The sequence below is a fragment of the Methylomonas koyamae genome, assembly GCF_019669905.1.
GTDB classification, from domain to species: domain Bacteria; phylum Pseudomonadota; class Gammaproteobacteria; order Methylococcales; family Methylomonadaceae; genus Methylomonas; species Methylomonas koyamae.
Window position 1 is genome coordinate 2124865 of the sequence record NZ_AP019777.1, and the last position, 21783, is coordinate 2146647.

General features: G+C 60.8%; 12 protein-coding genes. 9 read left to right on the forward strand and 3 right to left on the reverse strand.

The genetic code is table 11. From position 1 onward, the window contains the following. Positions 1-31 precede the first annotated feature (31 nt). Complete coding sequence (locus MKFW12EY_RS09895; protein WP_221054463.1) at positions 32-6097, forward strand: PAS domain S-box protein; 6066 nt, start codon at positions 32-34, stop codon at positions 6095-6097. A 54-nt stretch (positions 6098-6151) separates the two neighbouring features. Here MKFW12EY_RS09895 and MKFW12EY_RS09900 read toward each other — a convergent pair whose 3' ends face one another. Further along, on the reverse strand, positions 6152-8863 hold the full coding sequence (locus MKFW12EY_RS09900) for a cation-translocating P-type ATPase (protein ID WP_221054464.1): 2712 nt from the start codon (positions 8861-8863) through the stop codon (positions 6152-6154). A 168-nt stretch (positions 8864-9031) separates the two neighbouring features. On the opposite strand from MKFW12EY_RS09900, the gene MKFW12EY_RS09905 reads away from it, so the two are divergent. The 8 genes from MKFW12EY_RS09905 to MKFW12EY_RS09940 all read left to right on the forward strand — a co-directional run bounded on the left by MKFW12EY_RS09905 (position 9032) and on the right by MKFW12EY_RS09940 (position 20551). After that, entirely contained in the window at positions 9032-10231 is a 1200-nt protein-coding gene (locus tag MKFW12EY_RS09905; RefSeq protein WP_245006485.1) for a hypothetical protein, read from the forward strand. A 42-nt stretch (positions 10232-10273) separates the two neighbouring features. Then, positions 10274-11233: a magnesium and cobalt transport protein CorA gene (locus MKFW12EY_RS09910; protein WP_054762799.1), complete on the forward strand. Its 960-nt coding sequence runs from the start codon at positions 10274-10276 to the stop codon at positions 11231-11233. 126 nt (positions 11234-11359) lie between these two features. Beyond that, a complete protein-coding gene (locus tag MKFW12EY_RS09915; RefSeq protein WP_221054465.1) occupies positions 11360-12865 on the forward strand; it encodes a hypothetical protein in 1506 nt (501 codons plus the stop codon). 378 nt (positions 12866-13243) lie between these two features. After that, positions 13244-14062, forward strand: coding sequence for a hypothetical protein (locus MKFW12EY_RS09920; protein ID WP_064030039.1), 819 nt, complete (start codon positions 13244-13246; stop codon positions 14060-14062). A gap of 207 nt (positions 14063-14269) precedes the next feature. Next, on the forward strand, positions 14270-15016 hold the full coding sequence (locus MKFW12EY_RS09925; RefSeq protein ID WP_157199728.1) for a hypothetical protein: 747 nt from the start codon (positions 14270-14272) through the stop codon (positions 15014-15016). Between the two features lie 101 nt (positions 15017-15117). After that, positions 15118-16755: a sulfotransferase gene (locus MKFW12EY_RS09930; RefSeq protein WP_221054466.1), complete on the forward strand. Its 1638-nt coding sequence runs from the start codon at positions 15118-15120 to the stop codon at positions 16753-16755. A gap of 85 nt (positions 16756-16840) precedes the next feature. Further along, positions 16841-17905: a hypothetical protein gene (locus tag MKFW12EY_RS09935; protein WP_054763730.1), complete on the forward strand. Its 1065-nt coding sequence runs from the start codon at positions 16841-16843 to the stop codon at positions 17903-17905. Positions 17906-18247: 342 nt separating this feature from the next. Beyond that, positions 18248-20551: a PKD domain-containing protein gene (locus tag MKFW12EY_RS09940; RefSeq protein WP_221054467.1), complete on the forward strand. Its 2304-nt coding sequence runs from the start codon at positions 18248-18250 to the stop codon at positions 20549-20551. Between the two features lie 86 nt (positions 20552-20637). Here the strand turns inward: MKFW12EY_RS09940 and MKFW12EY_RS09945 are convergent, their stop codons facing one another. After that, positions 20638-21054 (reverse strand): hypothetical protein, encoded by a 417-nt coding sequence (locus MKFW12EY_RS09945; RefSeq protein WP_245006486.1) that lies wholly within the window; start codon positions 21052-21054, stop codon positions 20638-20640. 302 nt (positions 21055-21356) lie between these two features. Further along, the gene (locus MKFW12EY_RS09950; RefSeq protein WP_054763749.1) at positions 21357-21773 is read right to left on the reverse strand and encodes a DUF6691 family protein; all 417 of its coding nucleotides are present in this window, start codon (positions 21771-21773) and stop codon (positions 21357-21359) included. Positions 21774-21783 lie beyond the last annotated feature (10 nt).

A 21783-nucleotide genomic window follows, 5' to 3' on the forward strand; every position in this document is an offset into this window, starting at 1 on the left:
ATCGCGGCACTCGGCTAAACAAAGTTGCACCATGACAAAAAAAATCGCTTGGTCCGTGCTGTTACTGTTCCTATTGGTCCCGTTATTGGGGCTGATGTTTTACCGGACGCAAACCGACAAGGTGGAACGGGCGGCACTGCAGACTTTGGATAGCATCGCCAAACTGAAAAGCGAAGAGCTGCTTAGTTATCTGCGCGAAAGGCAGGGCGATTGCGAGATTTTCCGCGACTCCGAAAACATCAGGGCACGTGTCGAGCAATTTCTGCAACAGCCGCAGGAAGCGGAGCACAAGCGAATTCTGCAGTCGCGCTTGGCACTGATGCAGAAGGCTTACGGCTACGAAAGCGCAGTCCTGACCGATACCGCAATGCATCCCCTGGTCAGCGTAGCCGGCGACGTGCCGATTATCGGAGCGGACGCAACCCCGCCGCCGCTGTTGGCCGATATCTTCGGACAAGCGATGGCCGCCAACCTGATTCTGCATACCGATTTTTACCGGCATGCATCCGGGCAGGTTTATATGGATTTCGTCGTGCCGATCTCAGCCAAGGATTCGGTAAACCCGGTTCCTATCGCCGCCGTAATTCTGCGGGTCGACACCGCACATGTTTTGTTTCCCAAACTTCAAGCCTGGCCGATTCAATCCGAAACCGCCGAAGCTCTGTTGCTGCGCGCCGAGGGCAACGACATCGTTTATTTGACCGAACTGCGCTATGGCTTGGATAGCCCGGCCGATCGGCTCGCTACGCCGGACCGGAACCGGCCGGAATCGTGGTCGTTTTCCGCCGAGGCGCCGAATTCGGGCAAGCGGCTCGGCCGCGACTATCGCGGAGTAGCGGTACTGCTGGCTTATAACCGGATACCAGGTACGCCGTGGACCCTGGTCGCGAAAATTGACCGGGCGGAAGTATTGGCGCCGGTGATACGGGCTCTGTACTGGCTCGGCGGCTTGACATTTCTGGCTGTCACGGTGGTCGGCCTGTTGCTGGCCCGGGCCTTGCGTCAGCAATACCGGATTCAGGCGCTGGAGCTCGACGCCCATAAAGCTGTGGCAGCCAAACAGGTGGAGGCCCTGGGCAACAACATTCCCAACGGCTGCGTTTACCGCTTTCAACGGACGCCCGCCGGAGAGCGCCGCATACTCTATATCAGCGCCGGCGCGGAGCGCATGCTCGGCTTTACTGCGGACCAATTGATTGCCGACATAACGCTGTTTCTGCAATTGATGGACGACGAGTCCGCCCGGCAATACCAAGCGGCCGAAGCCAGCAGCGCGGAAACGTTGTCCACTTACAGCCAGGAACTGAAGTTGAATTTGGCGGATGGCCAGACTTTGTGGGTGCAGCTCAATTCGCAGCCGCATCGGGAAAGCGACGGTTCCATCGTCTGGGACGGCGTTTGCCTGAACGTGACCGACAGCAAGCTGGAACAGCTACGGTTGGAACGTTTTAATAGCCTGTACCGCGATTTGTCTCGGATCGGCGAATCGATACTGTATGCGCAGGACGAGCACAGCTTGCTGGAACAGTTATGTTGGATTCCGGTACACAGCGGTTTGATGAAAATGGCCTGGATTGGCGTCGAGGACCCGCAAACCCGCCATCTGCAGGTTAAATACCAGGCGGGCGAGGCCGGCGATTACTTGCAGGCCGTACAAATTTCCACCGATCCCGAACTGGCGGAGGGCCAAGGTCCGGCGGGCTGCGCCTGGCGCGAGCAAGCGCCGCAAATCAATAACAGTTTTCGGCATAACGCGGCGCTAGCGCTATGGGCGGAGAGCGCATTGAAGCGCGGCTGGCAATCCTGCGCCAGTTTTCCGCTGTTCAGAGGCGGCCGGATATTTTCGGTGTTTACGGTTTACAGCGCGTGGGAGGGCTTTTTCGATCCGCAAGTCGGCGCGATTTTGCAATCTTTGGTCAATAACATCGGCTTCGCGCTGGATGCGCGCAAGTGTTTGCAACAGAGCGAAGAATTGACCCGCTTGATTCTGAATTCGGCGAATAGCGGCATCTGCGGCATGGACCTGCAAGGCAATACTATTTTCGCCAATCCGGCTGCATTGACCATGCTGGGCTATAACGAGGCGGAATTGGTCGGCAAGCCGTTGCATCCGCTGCTGTACCGTTCTACGCCGGATTGCCCGGAGCCGGCTGCGGAAACCGGTGCCGGCTACCCGAATTTCGCCGACGGCGACAAACGACATATTCACGGCGACGAGTTTCGCCGTCAGGACGGCACGCTGTTCCCGGTGGAATACGATACCCATCCGATCCTGCGCGAAGGCGTTTTGATCGGATCGGTTTTGGTATTTCAGGATGTGAGCGAGCTGCGCCAATTGGAGCGGGAAAGCAAACGGCGCGAGGAAATCTTCCGCGCCATCGTCTCGCAAGCGCCGGATGCGATTACGCTGGTCGATGCCGAGACCTTGGAATTTGTCGAATTCAACGATGCCGCCTGTAACGGATTGGGATACAACCGGGAGGAGTTTGCCCGGTTGCGTTTGCCGGATATACACGGCGAATTCGACGAGCCGGCTATCCGGCAGAGGATGGCCGACTGTCTGCGGGCCGGCTCGATGCGCCTGGAAACGTTCCACCGTACCAAGCACGGCAAGCTGTTGAATATCATGGTCAGTTTGCGGGCCATTCAGTTGCAGGGGCGTCATTACTTGTCGCTGATCTGGTCCGACATCACCGAAACCGTTCAAATTCGGGAGCAGTTGGCCAAAGAACGCGAACGTCTGCAGAACATTATCGACGGCACGCATGCCGGAACCTGGGAATGGGATCTGCAAACCGGCGAGGCGATTTTCAACGAGCGTTGGGCCGAGATTTTCGGTTACCAACTGCGCGAATTGGAGCCGTTTACCAAGGATACTTGGGCCGAATTCGTCCATCCCGACGATTTACAGCGGGCCAACGCGCTGTTGGGACGGCATCTCGACGGCCAGTCCGACTATTACGAGTGCGACGTGCGTATGCGGCATAAGAACGGCCGTTGGGTGTGGATCTCGGATCGGGGCAGGGTGACGCGGCGGGATAGCCAAGGCAGGCCGACGGTGATCAGCGGTACTCATGTCGATATCTCCGAACGCAAGGCGGCGGAGCAACGGGTGCTGGAAAGCGAGGAGCGCTTCCGCCGTTTGTTCGAGGACTCCCGGCAACCGTTGATGCTGGTGGAAGACGGCCGCTTTATCGACGCCAATCGGGCCGCTTTGGATATTCTGGGTCTGGCTGGGTTGACGGAGCTGATCGGTAAAACACCCGCACAGTTCTCGCCGGAATTGCAGCCGGACGGCAAACCTTCCGCCGTAAAAGTCAAAGAAGTGATGGACACCGCTCTGCGCGAGGGCTGCCATCGCTTCGAATGGGAACACTGCAAACTGGATGGTAGCCATTTCTTTGCCGAAGTGATGTTGACGCCGATCCGCTTCGGCGAACGATCCATCATCCATGTGGTATGGACCGACATTACCCAGCGTAAATTGTTGGAAGCTCGGATGAAGCAATTCGAAGCGATCGTCCGCTTTTCCGACGACGCCATCATCAGTAAGGATCTGGACGGAATTATCGTCAGTTGGAACCACGGCGCGGAATTGATGTACGGCTACAGCGCCGAGGAGATGATAGGCAATTCGATCCGCCGCTTGTTACCGTTGGATCGGCTCGACGAGGAAGATTTGATTTTGGAAAAAATCAAGCGCGGCGAATACGTCGAGCACTTCGAAACCGTGCGGATACGCAAGAACGGCGAGACGATCCAGATTTCCGCAACCATTTCCCCGATTCGCGACGACAAAGGGCGGGTGGTCGGGGCCTCGAAAATTGCCCGCGATATTACCGAGCGTAAAAAATACGAGGCGGAATTGGATAAGTTGTCCTTGACGGTGGAGCAGAGCGCCAACGTCGTGATAATTACCAATCTGGATGCCGAGATCGAATATGTCAACGCCCGCTTTTTAGAGGCGACCGGCTATAGCCGTGAAGAAGTGACAGGCCAAAATCCGCGGGTGTTGAAATCCGGCATTACGCCGGAACGTACCTATATCGAACTGTGGGACGCGCTGACAAACGGCAAGACCTGGCAAGGCGAGTTTGCCAATCGGCGCAAAGACGGCAGCGAATTTTACGAGGCGGCGCTGATCATGCCGTTGCGCGGCCGGGACGGCAAAATTACCCATTACGTCGCCATCAAGGAAGACATTACCGAGAAAAAACGTAACGAAGAAGAGCTGCGCCGCTATCGTTTGCATCTGGAAGAACTGGTGGAAACCCGAACGGCGGAACTGGAACACGCCAAGCGCCAGGCCGAAGCCGCCAACCAATCGAAAAGCACTTTTCTGGCCAATATGAGCCACGAAATCCGCACGCCGATGAATGCGATCATCGGCTTCGCCCATCTGTTGCGCGGGCAGTTGCTGGCGCCGGACCAAACCGAAAAGCTGGATAAGATCGTTGCCGCCGGCAAACATCTGTTGGGCATCATCAACGATATTCTCGACCTGTCCAAAATCGAAGCGGAAAAACTGCAACTCGAGGACAAAACCTTTAGAGTCACAACCACTATCGACCATGTCTGTAGCATGATGCTGGACCGGATTGCCGAAAAAGACTTGCTGCTACGACAAGAGATCGATCCGCGCCTGAACCAGCTGGCCGTAGTCGGCGACCCGTTGCGCCTGGGCCAAATCTTGGTCAATTACTTGAGCAATGCGGTTAAATTTACCGATCTCGGCACCATCACGCTGCGGGCGAAAATTGTCGACTTAGCCGCAGCGGAAGCGACATTGCGCTTCGAGGTCGAGGACACCGGCATCGGTATCGGCGTAGCGCAGCAGGAAAAATTGTTCGAGGCCTTCGAACAGGCGGAAACCTCTACCACGCGCAAATACGGCGGAACCGGACTGGGTTTGACCATCTGCAAACGTCTGGCGCGGATGATGGGCGGCGATACCGGGGTAGCCAGCGTGCCGGGGCGAGGCAGTAACTTTTGGGTGACGCTGCGCTTTCGCCTGGGCCAGGCCGCCGATATTCACGAAGAATTCGACGGCGGCGCCGACCGGCTGCGCGCCGGCGCCCGCGTTCTGCTGGTGGAAGACAACGAAATCAATCGGGAAGTGGGCAAAGCCATCCTCGAACGCCTGGGTCTGCAGGTCGATCTAGCCAATCACGGCGGTGAAGCCTGCGAAATGGTGGAGCGCCAACGCTACGACGTGATTGTGATGGATATGCAAATGCCGGTGATGGACGGGCTGGAAGCGACCCGCCGCATCAGGCAAATGCCGCTCAGCCGCGACGTACCGATTTTGGCGATGACCGCCAACGCCTTCGAGGAAGACCGCAAGCGTTGCCGGGATGCCGGGATGAACGGCTTCGTCGCCAAGCCGGTAGAACCGGATCGCTTGGCGGCGTTGTTGGCGAGATGGATTCCGCACACTTCGGAGCTGGCGACTGCCGCTCCGGAAGCGGCCGGTTCGACCGCCGCCGGCCTGATTAGCGGCGCGGATATTGTGCCAATCCAGCACCTACAACCGGAAAAGGGTCTCAAGTACGTAAAAAATCCGCAGACCTACTACCCGCTGTTGGCCAAGTTCGTCGACCAGCACGCCGACGACGCGGTCCATATCGAACGGTTGCTCGGCGCGGGCGACCGTGCGGCTGCGGAAATTGCCGCGCACAGTTTGAAAGGCCTGGCATTGATTTTGGGTATGCCGCAAGTCGCCGAGATCGCCGGCGGAATCGAACTGAGCATCCGCAACGGCGGCGCGGACTGGACCGAGGCTGTGCGGAATTTGCGCGATGCGCTGGCGGCTGCGGTCGCAGCCATCGAGGCGCTGCAATTGCCGGGGGCGGCCGACCCGGTCGCGGTGGATGTCGAGCAAATCAAAACCGCGCTGGCGGACTTGGCTGCACTGCTGGAAGTGGACGACATCAAAGCCTATTTGCTTTGGCGGGATTTCGAGCCGATGCTGGCCAAGGCCATCGGCCAGGAATGCGCCCGGCTGCTCGGCCGCCAGATCGAACAATTCGATTTATCCGATGCGCTGGTGACGTTGCAAACCGTGTACGAAAACCATCCGGAGCTGAAGTTGGAGTGATATTGGATGGGCGCCGTTCCACCGGCTCGAATTCGCGCGCGTAAACTATCCCATTCACTTTGCCCGGTGTTTGCCTTTCCGCAATTTAGCCGGCTTGAACTGCAACGGAAATAATCTAAAGCGCCGCACCAGCCACTTGCGGCATTCTTCCAAGGCCAGCATGCCCAGTGCGAAGGGCAGCGCGAACAGCCAGACTTCGCCGCCTATCGGCGCGGCGCCGAACAGGGCATTGCCCCACGGCGTGTAGACAATCGCCAGAATCAACCCGATTTCCAGCAGGATGCCGGACAGGATCAGTTTGTTGTCCAGTAGCGCGGTGCCGAGCAGGCCGCGTTGGCGCTGTTTGCAGATAAAGACGTTGGCAATCTGCATCACGATGATCGCACTGAGGCAGGCCGTCGTCGCCTGCAAATACAAGGGCTGGCGGCCGTGCAGAATTTGGCCGTATTCCCAGCCGCCGCGTTCCAGCACGAAAAAGAACGCCGCCATCGCCGCGACCGCCTCCAACAGGCCCAGGAAGCCGTAGGCGCGGGCCAACAGCCGCCAGTCGATCAGGGTTTCTTTTTGCGAACGCGGCGGTTGCTCCATCACGGCCGAGTCGGGTTTTTCCGCACCCAGGCCCAATGCCGGCAGCATGTCGGTACCCAGATCGACCGCCAGGATCTGGATGATGGTCAGCGGCAGCGGGATTTTGAACAGTACGAAGGCCAGGTAGGGCACTACTTCCGGAATGTTCGAGGTCAGGATGTAAGTCAGGAATTTGCGGATGTTGTCAAATACGGCGCGGCCTTCCTCGATTGCGGCGACGATGCTGGCAAAGTTGTCGTCCAGCAAAATCATGTCGGCCGCTTCCTTGGCGACGTCGGTGCCGGCCTTGCCCATCGCGATGCCGATGTCGGCCTTTTTCAAGGCTGGCGCATCGTTGACGCCGTCGCCGGTGACGGCGACGACATGCTGCTTGCGTTGCAGGGCGGCGACGATTTGCATTTTCTGGTCGGCGCCAACCCGGGCGAAAATGATCTCTGGCGCATCCAACGCCACTTGCAGTTGGCTGGGCGTCAGCTTTTTCAATTTGTCGCCGACGATGACCTGGGGATGCTCGCTGCGCACCAGGCCGATTTGGCGGGCGATGGCGACCGCGGTGTGCGGGTGGTCGCCGGTCACCATAACGACTTTGATGCCGGCCCGGTGGCATTGGCCGATGGCGGCGGCGACTTCCGGCCGCGGCGGATCTTCCAGGCCGACCAGTCCGGCCAGGATCAGGCTTTGTTCCGGATCTTCCGGCAGTTGTTCCGGCAACGGCCGATAGGCCAGCGCCAGAACCCGCAACCCCTGGTCGGCCATGGTTTGCAGCGCTTTCGCCAACTGTTGGCGGTGGCCGTCGTCCAGCGTTTCGATCCGGTTACCGGCGGCGATCTGCCGGCACAGCGGCAGCACCATTTCCAACGCCCCCTTGCAAAACAGCATGGTGCCGACCGGCGTGTCGTGCAGCGTGGACATGCGCTTGCGGTCGGTATCGAACGGCACTTCGCCGATCTTCGGATAGTCGATGCGCATGCCCTGGGCGTGCGCCATGTCGGCCAACGCGATTTCCATCGGATCGCCGAGCGGGGCGCTACCTTCGATGCGCTTCAAGTTGTGGCACAGCGCGGCACAGGCCAGAAACGCCGCGTGCTGTTGCAGGCTGTGGCGGTCCAATTGCTCCGGGCCGCAATGGCGGCCCTCCAGAAACAGTTGCTTGACCGCCATCCGGTTCTCGGTCAGCGTGCCGGTCTTGTCGGTGCAAATCACCGTGGTCGAGCCCAGGGTCTCCACCGACGGCAGGTTGCGGATCAGCGCGTTGCGTTTGGCCATGCGTTGCGTCGCCATCGCCAACGATAAGGTCACGGTCGGCAACAGGCCCTCCGGCACATTGGCCACGATCAGGCCGATGGCGAAGATGAAGTTTTCCCAAAACGTCAGGCCGATGGCCTGGCCGATGAAGAAGAATGCGACGCCCAGCGCCAGTGCCAACAGGGCGACGAAGCGGCTCAAGCGGGCGATTTGCTTTTGCAGCGGCGATTGGCTTTTTACCGTGGTTTTCAGGGTATGAGCGATTTTGCCGAACTCGGTGTGCATGCCGGTGGCGAACACGACTGCCTTGCCTTCGCCGGCCACCACCGAGGTGCCGGCCAGCAGGATGTTGCGGCTTTGGCCGATGTCTTCGACGGCGGACGGCTGGGCGTCGCGGCCTTTCGGCAACGATTCGCCGGTGATGGTGGCGTTGTTGACCCGTAGCGCAAACGCTTCCACCAAACGGCAGTCGGCGGGGACGTTATCGCCTTCCTGCAATACCAGCAGGTCGCCGGGCGCCAGCTCGTCGGCGTAGACCAGGCTCAGTTCGCCGTCGCGGATGACTTTGACCTGGTGCGGCAGCAGTTTTTGCAATGCGGCGATGGCTTGTTCGGCCTGGCGCCGCTGCCAGAACGAAAAACAGCCGTTGATGGCGATGACGCCCAGAATCGCGTAAGCCAAGGTCTGCATGCCTTCGCCGGGTTGTTGCGCTTCGGCGAAGAAAGCCAAGCCGGCCGCCAGCCACAGGATTAACGCAAAAAAATGCAGAAACTCCCGGGCAAACAGCAGCAGCGCCGGGGGCTTGCGGGTTTCTTCGATGCGATTGAAGCCGAATTCGCGCAGGCGGCCTTCGATCATGGCGTCGTCGAGGCCGTTCATACTCGACCCCAAGCTTTCTAGCGCTTCGGCGGCGGTTAAATGGTGGATTTTCATCGGTCGGCGGCAAGCGGCAGTGGCGAACGGCAACAGTGTAAACCTAAATTTTTTCGCTGGGGACGAGTCCGAGCGCTGAGGCTGCCCGAGGCATCTGGAAAAATGCGATTGTGTTTTCTCCGGCTCCGCGTGCAAACTTATCCGGTTTTTGCCGACCAGTTTGCAACGATGCCTAATTTTTTCGATCACCTACCCTCCTTGCGGCGCTTGCCGGCCGCCCTCGGCATCGCCGCGCCGTTATTGTTGGCCGGTTGCTTGTCGCCGTTGGCGCTGGACCGGGCGGTGGTCGAATACGACAAAGCCACGGCCGATACCTTGTCGCGGCAGTTGTTGCTCAACATCGCCCGCGCCCACCAGCATCAGCCGCTGCATTTCACCGGAGTTTCCAATATCGCCGCGACCTTTAATTTTCAACTGAATGCCGGGGCAACGCCGGCGGCCACCGGCGATAACGGTTCGTTGTTGACGCCGGTGTTCGGCGGCACCGTCTCGGAAAATCCGACCATCAGCATCGTGCCGATCGAGGGCGAGGAATTCACCAAGCGCATGCTGACGCCGTTTCCGGAGAGCAGGTTGACGATGCTGTTGCGCCAGGGCGTCGACGTGGATTTACTGTTGCGTTTGCTGGCCGGCGAACTGCGGCTGGCCGGCGGCGGGCAAAACGGCATCTATTCGAACCGGCCGGCCGACGCCGCCGGCTACCGGGCGTTTCGCCAGGCGGTGCTGCATTTGTCGTCGATCCAGGACCGGCACCAACTGTTCGCCGAACCGCTGATGTTCGAACGCGAGTGGCTGTTGCCGGCCGCTGCCGTGGCGGCGGAACATTTGGCCGAGCTGGAAAAAGACTACACCGTCGACTTGCTGCCGCAATCCGGACAAGTGCGGCTGAAGAAACGGGTGGTGGGGCGTATCGTGCTGACCAACTACGACCCGGCGCAATTGAGCAACGCCGAGCGGCAGCGGCTGCACGAGGAGGCCGGGCAGGGCGCCGACAACGATGTCGGCGTCGACATCCGCGCCGGTTATCCGGGCGGCGAATGGCCGTTGCACGGCGTATTTCGCCTGCGCAGTTTCCACAATGTGTTGAATTTCATCGGCCAAGGCCTCGGCGACGAACCCGAGTTTGCGGTGGACAAGCACCCGGCGACGCCGGAGGTGCGCGAGAATCCGGTGCGGACCCTGGCGTTGGAGATGGATGGAGACGGCGGCGAGCTCAGCGTCGAATTCGGCGGGCACAATTACGCATTGCCGGCGGAAACCGGCTACCAGTGGAACCGCGAGGGTTTCCGCCTGCTGTGCCAAATCTTTCAGATGACGGTCGCCAATTTGAACCAGCAAGGCGCGCCGGCCATTACCATTGCCAAATAGGCGGAGAAACTTTTGAACCAGGCCATCGATAATTCCAAGGTCATGCGTTGCGTGGCTTATCAGAAAGGCGTCGGTATCGGCGACGTCACCATCGCAGACATCAGCGAAGTGCTGCTGAAGGAGGATACCTTCGTCTGGTTGGGGCTGCGCGAGGCCGATAGCAAGATATTGCGGGCGATCCAAATCGAGTTCGGCCTGCACGACTTGGCGATCGAGGATGCCTGTTCGGCCCACCAGCGGCCGAAAATCGAGGAATACGGCGATTCGCTGTTCATCGTGTTGCAGACCGCGCAATTGGTGGACGATAGCGTCGCATTCGGCGAAACCCATTTGTTCGTCGGTCCCCGGTTTTTGGTGACGGTGCGCCACGGCGCCTCGCACAGTCTGGCCCGGGTCCGCGAACGCTGCCAGGCTATGCCGCAGTTGCTGGCCAAGGGCTCGGGGTTTGCGTTGTATTCGATCATGGATTTCATCGTCGACAATTACATGCCGGTCATCAACGGCCTGCAGGAACGTTTCGACGTGCTGGAGTCGGCCATCTTCCAGAACCGGCCCAGCCGGCAAACCATGGAAGGCTTGTACGAACTGAAGCGCGAGTTGCTGTTGCTGGAAGGAGCGATCAATCCGGTGATCGATATTTGCAACGAGTTGATGCGTTTCCACGGCGGCTTGATCCACAAAGACGTGCGCTTTTATTTTCGCGACGTCGCCGACCATATCAAGCGGGTGGATCGGGCGATCCAGGGCATGCGCGAAATGCTGCTGGCGGCGATGCAAGTGCATCTGACCTTCGAAACGGTGCGCCAAAACGAAGTGGTCAAGCGCTTGGCCGGCTGGGGCGCGATTCTGGCGATTCCGACCATGGTATTCAGTTGGTACGGCATGAACTTCCGCCACATGCCGGAATTGGAGTGGATGTTCAGCTATCCGCTGGTGCTGGCCGGCGTGGCGGTTGGCAGCCTGGGGCTTTATTGGCGGCTGAAGCGGTCCGGCTGGTTGTAGCCGCATGGCCGGCGATTTTTGGACTATAGTAGCTTGGCCGGTAAGCGGATGCGGTTGGCGCGTTAGAATCGCCGGACCGAAATAACCCCCGCCGCCGGCTTGGCGCACTTGGAACGGGAGGTTGCGATGAAGGCGACGAAATGGCTGGGTTTGGGCATTGCCGGCCTGAGCTGCGGGATGGCGCAAGCCGACTACCGGGACGACATCGGTTATCGGCAATTGCAGCAGTTGTTGGGAAGTGGCGTGCCGACAGGGGCCGGCGTTAATGTGGTGCTCGCCGAAGCCTCGACGGTCACTGAGTCCGACACGCTACGCTACCCCCGTTACGCGCCCGACACCGGACAAAGCCGCTTCGCCGGCAAAACCTTCAGTTATCCGGGGCCGCAAGCCAGTACCGGCATATCCGACCATGCCACCGGGGTTGCCGCCGCATTTTTCGCTAACGATTCCATCGCGCCCGGTATCGCCAACATTGCCGTTTACAACGCCGACGACTGGTTGAGCGGCTTGGTCGCCGCCGCGGCCGAGGCTCCGGTCGCGGGCAGCCGCATCGCCAACCATAGCTGGATCGGCGGGGCCGACAGCGAAACGGCAGCCGATATCGGCGCCTATCTGCGCTTGGTGGACCGCGTCGTGCAGCGTTACGAATTCATCCAGGTGGTCGGCATGGACAATGGGCCGAGCAACTCGCCGCTATTGGGCAGCGCCTACAACACGATTGCGGTCGGCCGTAGCGACGGCGGCCACGACCGAGGCTCGGACCCGGTCGACAGCGTTTACGGCGCCGGCCGTAGCCGGCCCGATTTGGTAGCGCCGCGCACCACCACCAGCGGGGCAACGCCGCTGGTCGCGGCGGCAGCGGCTTTGTTGGTCGAAACCGGCCACAGCGGCGCCGGCCAGTTATCCAAAGCCGGGCAAGCGATAGCCGGTATCGGCCAGGTCTACAACGCCGAGCGGGCCGAAACGGTCAAGGCGGCGTTGATGGCCGGAGCGCAGCGGGAAACGGACAATACCGCCGGCTCCGCCAATATTGCCGATTACCGCAGCGCCGGCCACCAAACCGCAAACGGCTTGGACGACCGCTTCGGTGCCGGCCAGCTCGACGTGTTCGGCAGTTACCGGATTATCGCCGGCGGCGAGCAGGACAGCGTCGAGGACGGCGGCGGCGCGGTATTGGCAGAGGCGGGATTCGATTTCGATCAGGCCTTCGGCGGCCTGGGTTCGAACCGGACCGCCAGCTACCGAATCAGCGCACTCAGCGATCTGCAGTTGGCGGCATCTTTGGTTTGGAATATCGGCGTCAGCGACGACAGCAGCTTGGCCACGGTTTTCTACGACCTGGATCTGGAATTGTTCGATACCACGTTGCAACGTACCGTCGGTTTATCGAACAGTCGAGCCGACAACAGCGAAAACCTGTGGCTGGCCTTGCGCGGCGGCCACGATTACCAACTGCGCGTGGTTGCCGCCACCAGCGCCGATTTTGTCTGGGATTACGCGCTGGCTTGGCGAATGGAACCGCTGACCGCGGCGCCGGTACCGTTGCCGGCATCGGCCTTGCTGTTTTCCGCCGCGCTGCTCGGGTTTGCGGTATCGGCCCGCGGCGGCCGGCTGGGCGCCAGTCGGGTTTAGCCGCGCGCAATCGTGCGCAGCCGGACCGCTCCCGCGGCGAAAGGGCGCAGCTCAAGCCGGCCGCGCCTGCGCCGGGCCAGGAAACTAAAACTGCGGCAAATGCCATAGTACCTAAGTCATATCACCTATCTATTACGCGGTTTTTGTCGAGTCAGTTTGCGCGTAGCCGTCGGTAAATCCTCAGTTATTCATTTTGGTATGTGATTTGCATCACGCTGATCGGTTCGGCTACGAGCCAACGATGGCCAGGGGCGGGTCGCGCCGGAATCAGGGATGCCGCCGCCAGTCCGGGCCGAACACACTGGAAGATGCAAAAGTGCGGTTTCGCGAAACCGGGGATTTCGCGCGCCGCCACGACAAAAATTACGAGGAATTCGAATGAAATTCGCAAAAAAATCCGTTGCCAAACTGTTGACCGGCGCGGCTTTGGCGTTAACCGCCACCCACGCCAGCGCGTTCAGCTTGGCGACGATGACCGCCAATGGCCAGGTCGCCAGCGTGACTCCCGGATCTTCCTACAGCCACAACGATACCGTTGCTGCCAAGGCCTGGGCCGACGGCGGCGGTCCGGCCGGTTCCGGCTGGGGCCATACCTCGGATTGGTACCAATTCCAAGTCACCAGCGCGACCGACGTTAAAATCGTGGTCAGCGCCAATAATGCCAACGCCTTGTTGCACCCCGGCTTTTCGATCTGGTCCGTCAACGGCCCGGTCGACCATTCCAGCGGCGCTCACCGTTACAGTCAGGTCAGCGGCCCGGAAGCCAGCGGCGGCGCCCATAAAAACCAATGGATGAACGGTCTGGGCGCAGGTACGCCGCCGGCGACTTCGACTCACGTCACCGGTTTCGTCGGTTATTCGAACGGTAACAGCAATGCGGCGGACAGCAATTTTACCAACGGCGCCGGCTATGCGGTCGGAACCGGCAGCGCCGGGTCAAGCCGCGGCAGCAGCGGCGGCCTGGATTGGGCCGCTCTGGACTTGGCGAATTTGGCGCCGGGTTACTACATCATGGCCGTCGGCGGCAGTTGCTATAGCCAAACCAACTGCGGCACCGGCAACGGTTCCGGCGGCTGGCTGGCCGGTTCGTATAACGTGCAAATCAATGCGGTCCCGGTTCCGGGCGCGGTTTGGTTGTTCGGTAGTGCAATGCTCGGCATGCTGGGCATGAAACGGCGCCAAGCCGTGGCGGCTTAATATCGCCGTCAATTAACGTTAACGGTCAAACCGCCCAAGGATGCACGGCTACGGACACGGAAGTCCGGCCCCGGCAGGGAACGCCGGGGTTGGCGGGCAGGCCGCAATTTCCATTCGATTCTGTATGCCCGGCCATAGGCCTGAAAACCGGCGCCGCCGCGTGCGCTGATGGTAACGGCATAACCCAAAGGCCATTCGGAGACTGAAATGATCAAATACGCTTTATCCGCCGCGTTGGCGGCGATTTTGTCGGCGGCCGCGCCGGCGCAAGCCAATACCCTGGTGGTCGACGGCACCCTGTTCCGCCAAGCGGGCGGGACCACGTTCGACGTTTGGAAAATTAATATGCAAACCGCCGGCAGCTTCAGCGTGAATCTGGCCGCCTACGAGGCCGCGCAAAATAATGTGGCTACCGCCGGCTACGCGACGGCCGATTTGAACGGCGACGGCGAGCTGACTTGGCTGGACCCGGACACCCATTGGTATCTGGACGACGGTTCTGCAACCTTGTCTGCCGCCAACCACTTGGCCCGCTGCGATGACATCGCCAATAACTGCGCGACGGTCAGCAACGGCACCATCAATTTGGCGTCGCAGAGCCAAGCGCAGGGTGCGGCCGACGGTTCCATCCATTTTCGCCGCGATCCGGCCTTCGACATCTCGTTGGCGGCTGGCGCTTACCAATACGTCATCGCCGATTACCGTTTGACCGACGCCGAAGCGGCGGCCGGCATCAACAGCGGCGACACCTTTTCCCAACCGGGCGGTTACGCCGATCCGATTCTGGACTACGCCGATTACCGGATTACCTTCAGTTCCGACACGCTGAATTTCGCCCGCAGCGACAATACCATCACCGTATCGCAAGTGCCGTTGCCCGGCGCCTTCTGGTTGTTCGGCAGCGCCGTCGCCGGTTGCAGTTTGCGCGCCAGGCGCAAAACCGCGGCCGCTTGATTCGGCACCGCACCGATCTGCTGGACGGGAGGGCCGGTTGCGGTTCTCCCGTTTTTGCGTTTAGCGTTTATCCTGCAAGCTGTTTGCCGAAACATTGATCCATGAATTCGAACCCTTTGGCCAAACCGGGCCGCAACGAAGCCTGCCCGTGCGGCAGCGGCCGGAAATACAAACATTGCTGCGCGGACCGAGCGGCGCCGGCCGGCGCACCCGGCCTGCAGCAGTTGTTGGAAACGGCACGCCACCATGCCTACCAACGCCGCGATTTCGCCGCGGCGGAACATAGCTACCGCCAGGTGCTGGCGCTCAAACCCAATCATGCCGAGGCCTTGGCCGGCGTCGGCCAGGGCCTGTGCTGGCGCCACCGTCTGGCCGAAGGCAAGCGCTATCTGGCCCGCGCCGCCAAAGCCTTGCTGCGCCAGGCCGATAAAACCGACGGCCGGGTGTTGCTGGGTTTTGCCGAGCAAATGCAAATCTGGGGCGATATGGAATTGGCGCTGCAATTGGCGCGGGCGGCGGTGAAAAGCATGCCGGACGACGCCTCGGCGCATTACGGTTTGGCCGCCTGTTTACAGCGTTTGAACCGGACCGACGCGGCGATGGCCGCACTGGAAAAGGTATTGAAATTGGTGCCGGGGGATTCCGGCTCCCATATTTTGCAGGCAATCCTGGAGTTCGACCAAAAGCAGTACGATGCCGCCCGCCAACGCTTGGAGCAGGTGGTCGCCGCCGAAACCGACGCCAAGCAACTGGCGCGCGCTTGTCTGGAATTGTCCAAGGTTTACGATAAACAAAAACGCTACGCCGAGGCCTTTGCCATGTTTGCCAAGGCCGGCGAACTGCAACGGCAACTGCCCGAGATCCGGGCGCTCGACGCCGATTACATTTTCAACAGAATCGAGTTGTTCAAACGGGGCTATAGCGACGATTTGCTGAAACGCTGGACGCCGGAGGAACTGGGCGACGCGTTGCCGGCGCCGGTATTTCTGATCGGCTTTCTGCGCTCCGGCACGACCCTGACCGAACAAGTGCTGGCCGCCCATCCGCAAGTGTTGACTTCCGACGAAAACCACCTGCTCGAAGAACTGTCGGCCGAACTGGCGGCGCTGGCCGGCGCCGGCGAAGACACGCCGGCGGCGTTGCGCCGGATCGGCATCGATCAGGCCAGGCAATTGCGCGCCTACTATTGGCGGCGGGTGGCCGAAGAGTTCGGGCCGGAGGCCTTGCGCAAACGTTTCGTCAACAAGGTGGCGTTGAACAGTATCGAAACCGGATTGATCAGTTGCCTGTTTCCGGATGCCAAGATCGTGTTTGCGTTGCGCGACCCGCGCGATGTTTGCCTGAGCTGCGCGATGCAATCCTTCGCCGCGTCGCCGGCCACGGTCAATCTGTTGTCCTGGCAAGGCGTGGCCGCACAATATGCCGCGGTCATGGATTTGTGGCTGAGCCTGCGCGACAGGATTGCGCCGGCCTGGCTGGAGCTGCGTTACGAAGACGTGGTCAACGATTTCGAAGCCAGCTTCCGCCGGGTATTCGACTTGCTCGGCGTCGATTGGCGGCCGGAGGTGGCCCGCTTTCACGAACGTGCGGCCGGACGCTACGTGGCGACGCCCAGTTTCGCCGCGGTGTCGCAGCCTTTGTACAACTCGGCGCTGGCGCGGTGGCGGCCTTACCAGGCTCAGTTCGGCGAGGTGATGCCGCAGCTGGCGCGTTTTATCGACGCTTTCGGCTATCGATAGCGCCGGTTGCCGCTCCGCGGTGGCGGTCGATTTCGGCCGCAAAACCGAACACTTGCTAGAATGAGGCCGACCCGTTCCGGAAACGATGATGCCTGCCGACCTGAAACTGATTTTAAGCGGCGCCAGCCTGTTATTGCTGGCGACCGCCGCGATATTGCCGTTTGCCGGCGAAAGCTGGCTGGCGTTGCTGGACAACGTGCATTGGACCGTCAGCGCCGCTGCGGCCTGGGCGATTGCCTGGCTGGGAGCCTTGCGCGGCGCTGCCGGACAATATGTCTACCGGCGTTGGTTTTGCTACGGTACCGGCCTCTATTTTGCCGGCCAGTGCTGCTGGAATCTGCAAGAACTGTTTTACTGGAACCCGTTTCCGGCGCCGGCCGACGTGTTTTATCTGGCAATGGGGCCGTGCTTCGGCGTCGGCTTGCTGAAAGCATTGCGGCGCCAGGTGTCTCCGGCCCGCTTGCTGGCGGCCAAGCTCGATACGGTGGCGATGACGCTGGCGCTGCTGGGCTTCATTTTGGCCTTGTATCTGCCGCACGCGGCGAACGCCGATGCATTGGAGCTGGCGGTGCTGGCCGTTTATCCGTTGGGCCTGCTCAGCGCGGCCAGCCTGGCGCTGCTGGCAATTCCGTTTTTGTCGCTGGAATTGGCTTGGGCCGGTTGTTTGCTGCCGGCGGCATTGCTGGTGGAAGGCGGCGTCTGGATGCAATGGAATCTGCAGGCGCTGACCGGAACCAACCAGGGGGCGTCGCCATTGAATTGGGCTTTTTCGGTGAACGGGTTGCTGGTTGGCCTCGGCGCTTACCTGTGGCGCGCCGACGGAGAGGGAAGCGCCTGCCGCCGAACCTACGCTCGGGTGATGCGGGCAATACCGGTCGCGGCGGTGCTGGTCAGCGCCGCGACGCTGGCGCTGAGCCTTGCCGGCCAACCCGCGCATCGGGCGGCGGTTTTGGTTGCGGCGGTGTCCGGCGTATCGGTGTTGCTGTTGTCGATTTTACGCCAGAGCTTGCTGTTGGCGGAAAGCGAGAAATTATTGGAAGCCGCGGCGCATCGGGGGCAGAGCGAATTGGATTACCCGACGCCGGCGCAGACCGGCGAGCGCCGGGAATGCGAAGGCGAACCGCAACGCGGTATGCAGCAAGGCGAATAGGCTTTGTATTAGCTGCCGGTATTCGGCGAGTGCGGCGACGCGGTATTGGCCTGGTCGGCGCCGAAGTCCTGATCTAGCGGCGGACGGCGAAACGCTGCCGGCCGAGTCATCGATTGCCGGTGCAGGCCAGGGCAGCTTGCAGCGGGCAATTGCCGGACGGTTTCAAATTCTGGATCGGCCTGTCGCCGATGCCGGCTCCCGCAATCCCCGAGTTTGCCGCCGGCTGCGCGGATTCGCTCGATTAAGTCACCTATAATTCACCGGAATTTTCGATCCAACGCTAAAGCTCGGTTGACCGGGCTATAATGTTTGGGTCTACTTACCTGACCTTGGGAGCGGCATATGAACAAGCAACCATTTCTCACCTCGTTTGCGCTGACGGCTTTGTTGGCCGGATGCGCAACGGAACCCGAACCTAAACTCGCCGTCGGCGACGATCTCAGCGCCACCATGCCCAGTCCGGCGGCGGGGATGGCCGGCGAGCCGTTATATTTCTCGTCCAGGGAAGATGCCGAAAAAGCCTTGGGCGGTTACAACTACGTGCTAAAAGCGCTACCGGACGGCAAGGTGCAGGCCTATGTCTCCGGCCTGATCGATTCCGGTGCCGACAATCCGATGACGCTGGCGCAGGCCGCCGTTGCGGCTGGACCGGCTGCTGCTGCGACTGCGCCCGGCGACGGCAGCGAAAGCCCGTTTCCGCAAATCAGTATCTCCGAAAAGAAAAACGGTAAAGCGGCAATCGACGCCTTGGGCGATAAGCTGGAAGCGGTTGCCCGCGCCTACGACATGTCGGCCGAGCGCTTGGCCGAGATTTTAGCCAGCGATTCGACCGCCTGGATCGACGAAAGCGGCCGTTTGCTCTACATCGATTCGTTGCCGCAAGGCGACGCCGGCGGCCAGGAGGCCACCGCCACCGCGCCGGCCGAAGCCGGCAGCGGCGGCATGAGCGTCGCTTCCAGCACCGACGCTTTCGCGTTGCACAGCAAAGCCGGCGCCAACCGGGTGATTTATCTGGATTTCAACGGCCACGTGGCCAGCGCTACCGCCTGGAATTCGGGGACGTTGACGGCGCCGGCCTACGATATCGACGGCAACCCGGCCGCCTTCAGCACCACCGAGTTGAATAACATCAAACAGATCTGGCAACGGGTGGCCGAAGACTACGCGCCGTTCGATGTAGACGTGACCACGGAAGAGCCGAGTTCGGACAAATTGTTTCGCACCACTGCCGACGATGGCCAGTACGGCACCCGTGCCGTGATTACCCGCTCGATGCCGCAATTGTGTAACCAGGCTTGCGGCGGCGTGGCTTACGTCAACGTCTATTCCTACTATTCGGCCAGCAAGCCGGACCGCTACCAGCCGGCCTGGGTGTTTCTGGACAAATTGGGCAACGGCTTTCCGAAATACGTCGCCGAAGCGGTATCGCACGAGGTCGGCCACAATTTGAATCTGAGCCATGACGGCAATGCCTCGACGTCTTACTATTCCGGCCACGGTAGCGGCGCGACGGGGTGGGGGCCGATCATGGGCGTCGGCTATTACAAACCGGTCACGCAATGGAGCAAGGGCGAATACCCCGGCGCCAACAATCTGCAGGACGACATCTCGGTAATCCATGCCGCCGGCACACCGCTGAGGGTCGACGATTACGCCAATAACTCGGCCGGCGCCGGGCCTATCGCCGGCGACTCCAGTGCCGTCAACCAGCGCGGCATTATCGAACGTAGCAGCGACGTCGACGTGTTCGCCTTTAACACCGGCGGCGGTAGCGTGCAATTCAACGCCGCGCCGGATTCGGTTTCGCAAAATCTGGATATTCAACTGAAACTGCTGGACGGCAAAGGGGCGACGGTGCAGCAAGCCAATCCGGCCGACAGCCTGGCGGCCAGCGTCAGTGCAGTATTGAATCCGGGCCAATACTATCTGCAGATCGAAGGCGTCGGCTTCGGCGATTTGGCCAGCGGATATAGCGATTACGGCAGTCTGGGCCGCTACCAGATCAGCGGCAGCTATCCCAAAGCCGTCGAGGCGCAAGCGCCGACCGCGGTAGTCAGCGCGTTGCCGACCCAAGGCTATGCGCCGTTGAACGTGGAATTGAACGGCTCCGGCTCCAGCGACCGCGATGGCTCGATTGCCGCTTACGAATGGAATTTCGGCGACGGCAGCGGGGTCAGCCGGTCGGCGACTGCCACCCACAGCTACAACACGCCGGGAACTTATACGGCAACCTTGACCGTGACCGATAACAGCGGTCTGAAAAACAGCGCCAGAGTCGACCTGCAAGCGCAGCAGAGCCCGGTAAGCACCAGCATGAAAGTGGCGACGACCCGGATTCTGCGGCGGACGCTGGCCGGCGGCAAGGCGCAGTGTGTGGCCAGCGTGACGCTGAAGTATTTAAACTCGACGGTATCCGGCGCCGCGATCTACGGCTATTGGAGCGGCGATTTGACGGCGGGCGCCAGCAAAACCCAGCTTGCCACCTCGGCGATAGGCTTTACCGGCACCACCGGTCTGGCGACTATCACCAGTCCGCTGTTCGCCAGCACGGCCAAGGGCAGTTGCGCTTTCAGCGTCAGCAGCGCGTTTAAAACCGGATATCTGTACGACGGCAGCGGTTCGGTGACCGGCAGCTTTTCCTGGTAACACCGAGAAGTATCGGCGGGGACGGCTGCGGCCGTTCCCTATCCGTCGAATTTCCCCGTCGCGGTTAACCGGCCGGAGGGCGGGTTTCAGTTGACGGCGTAGTGGGGTTTTGCCACCAGCGCCTCGCTCAAAGCCAGGTGTTCCGCGCTATCGAACAAGATTTGCCGTTCGCGGCAGAATTCGGCGCCGGCATCGATGGCGTCCTGCATCACCGCAATCACATAACGCTCGGCATGGGCCGAAGCTACCATCTTGTCCGGCACCGCCGCTTCGAACTGCAGGCTTTGCGCCGCCGGGTCAAAGCCGCGGATACGCAAGCCGGTGAACTGCACGCGTTCCTGACTACCGGGCAACATAAACATCACATCGATTAACGGCAGACGTTTTTGTACCGGCAGTTGCCGATAGCCGGCCAATGCAATCGCAATTTTGGTGATGGCTTGGCTGATCGCACTGTCTGCCAATGCTCGGTCCGGCGTCATCGAAGCAATCAATATACTCATCGTTATTTCTCCTGGAGCTTGCTGTAACAGTCAAAACGTACCGCGTTTCCGCCGACAACGGGCTGTTAAGCTCCCCTCCCGGAAAAAGCGTTTGCTAAGTAAGCAGCAAGATTGGTTCCAGAAATTCGCGGCTAGCGACGATAGGCTGAAATGCCCCGCGTCGGCCCGAAGCCGCCGGGCTAGGCCATAGCCGCAGCGGCTGCGGTTTTAAGGCACGACCCGAGGTTGCCCGTGGTTTTGTGGCAAAGCCTACAAAAAGCCGTGCCGGCCGGCGTTAAACGCGCAAGCCGGCCGGTTGAGCGTTAACGGTTGCGGTGCAGGCGTTTGAACAGGTAGAAGCCGGCAAACATCGCGCCGACAAAAGCATAATTTCCGGCTAAGCCGGCGCTCAAGCCGACCAGTGCCGGCCCCGGACAAAAGCCGGAGATACCCCAGCCGACGCCGAAAATCGCCGCGCCGGCCACCAGCCGGACGTCGATTTCGGCCGGTGCCAGGCCGCTGTCTTGTTCGCGATCGGCGGCGTCGGTATTGCGGTGCAGCCAATAGCGGGCGCCGCCCAAGGTCGCCAGTGCGCTGGCCATGACCAGTGCCAGGCTCGGGTCCCAGGCGCCGGCCACGTCCAGAAAGGCGACGACTTTGGCCGGATTACTCATGCCGGCAACCAGCAAGCCGATGCCGAACAACAGGCCGTAGCCGAAGATAATCAATCCGTGTTTCATGTCGATGGCC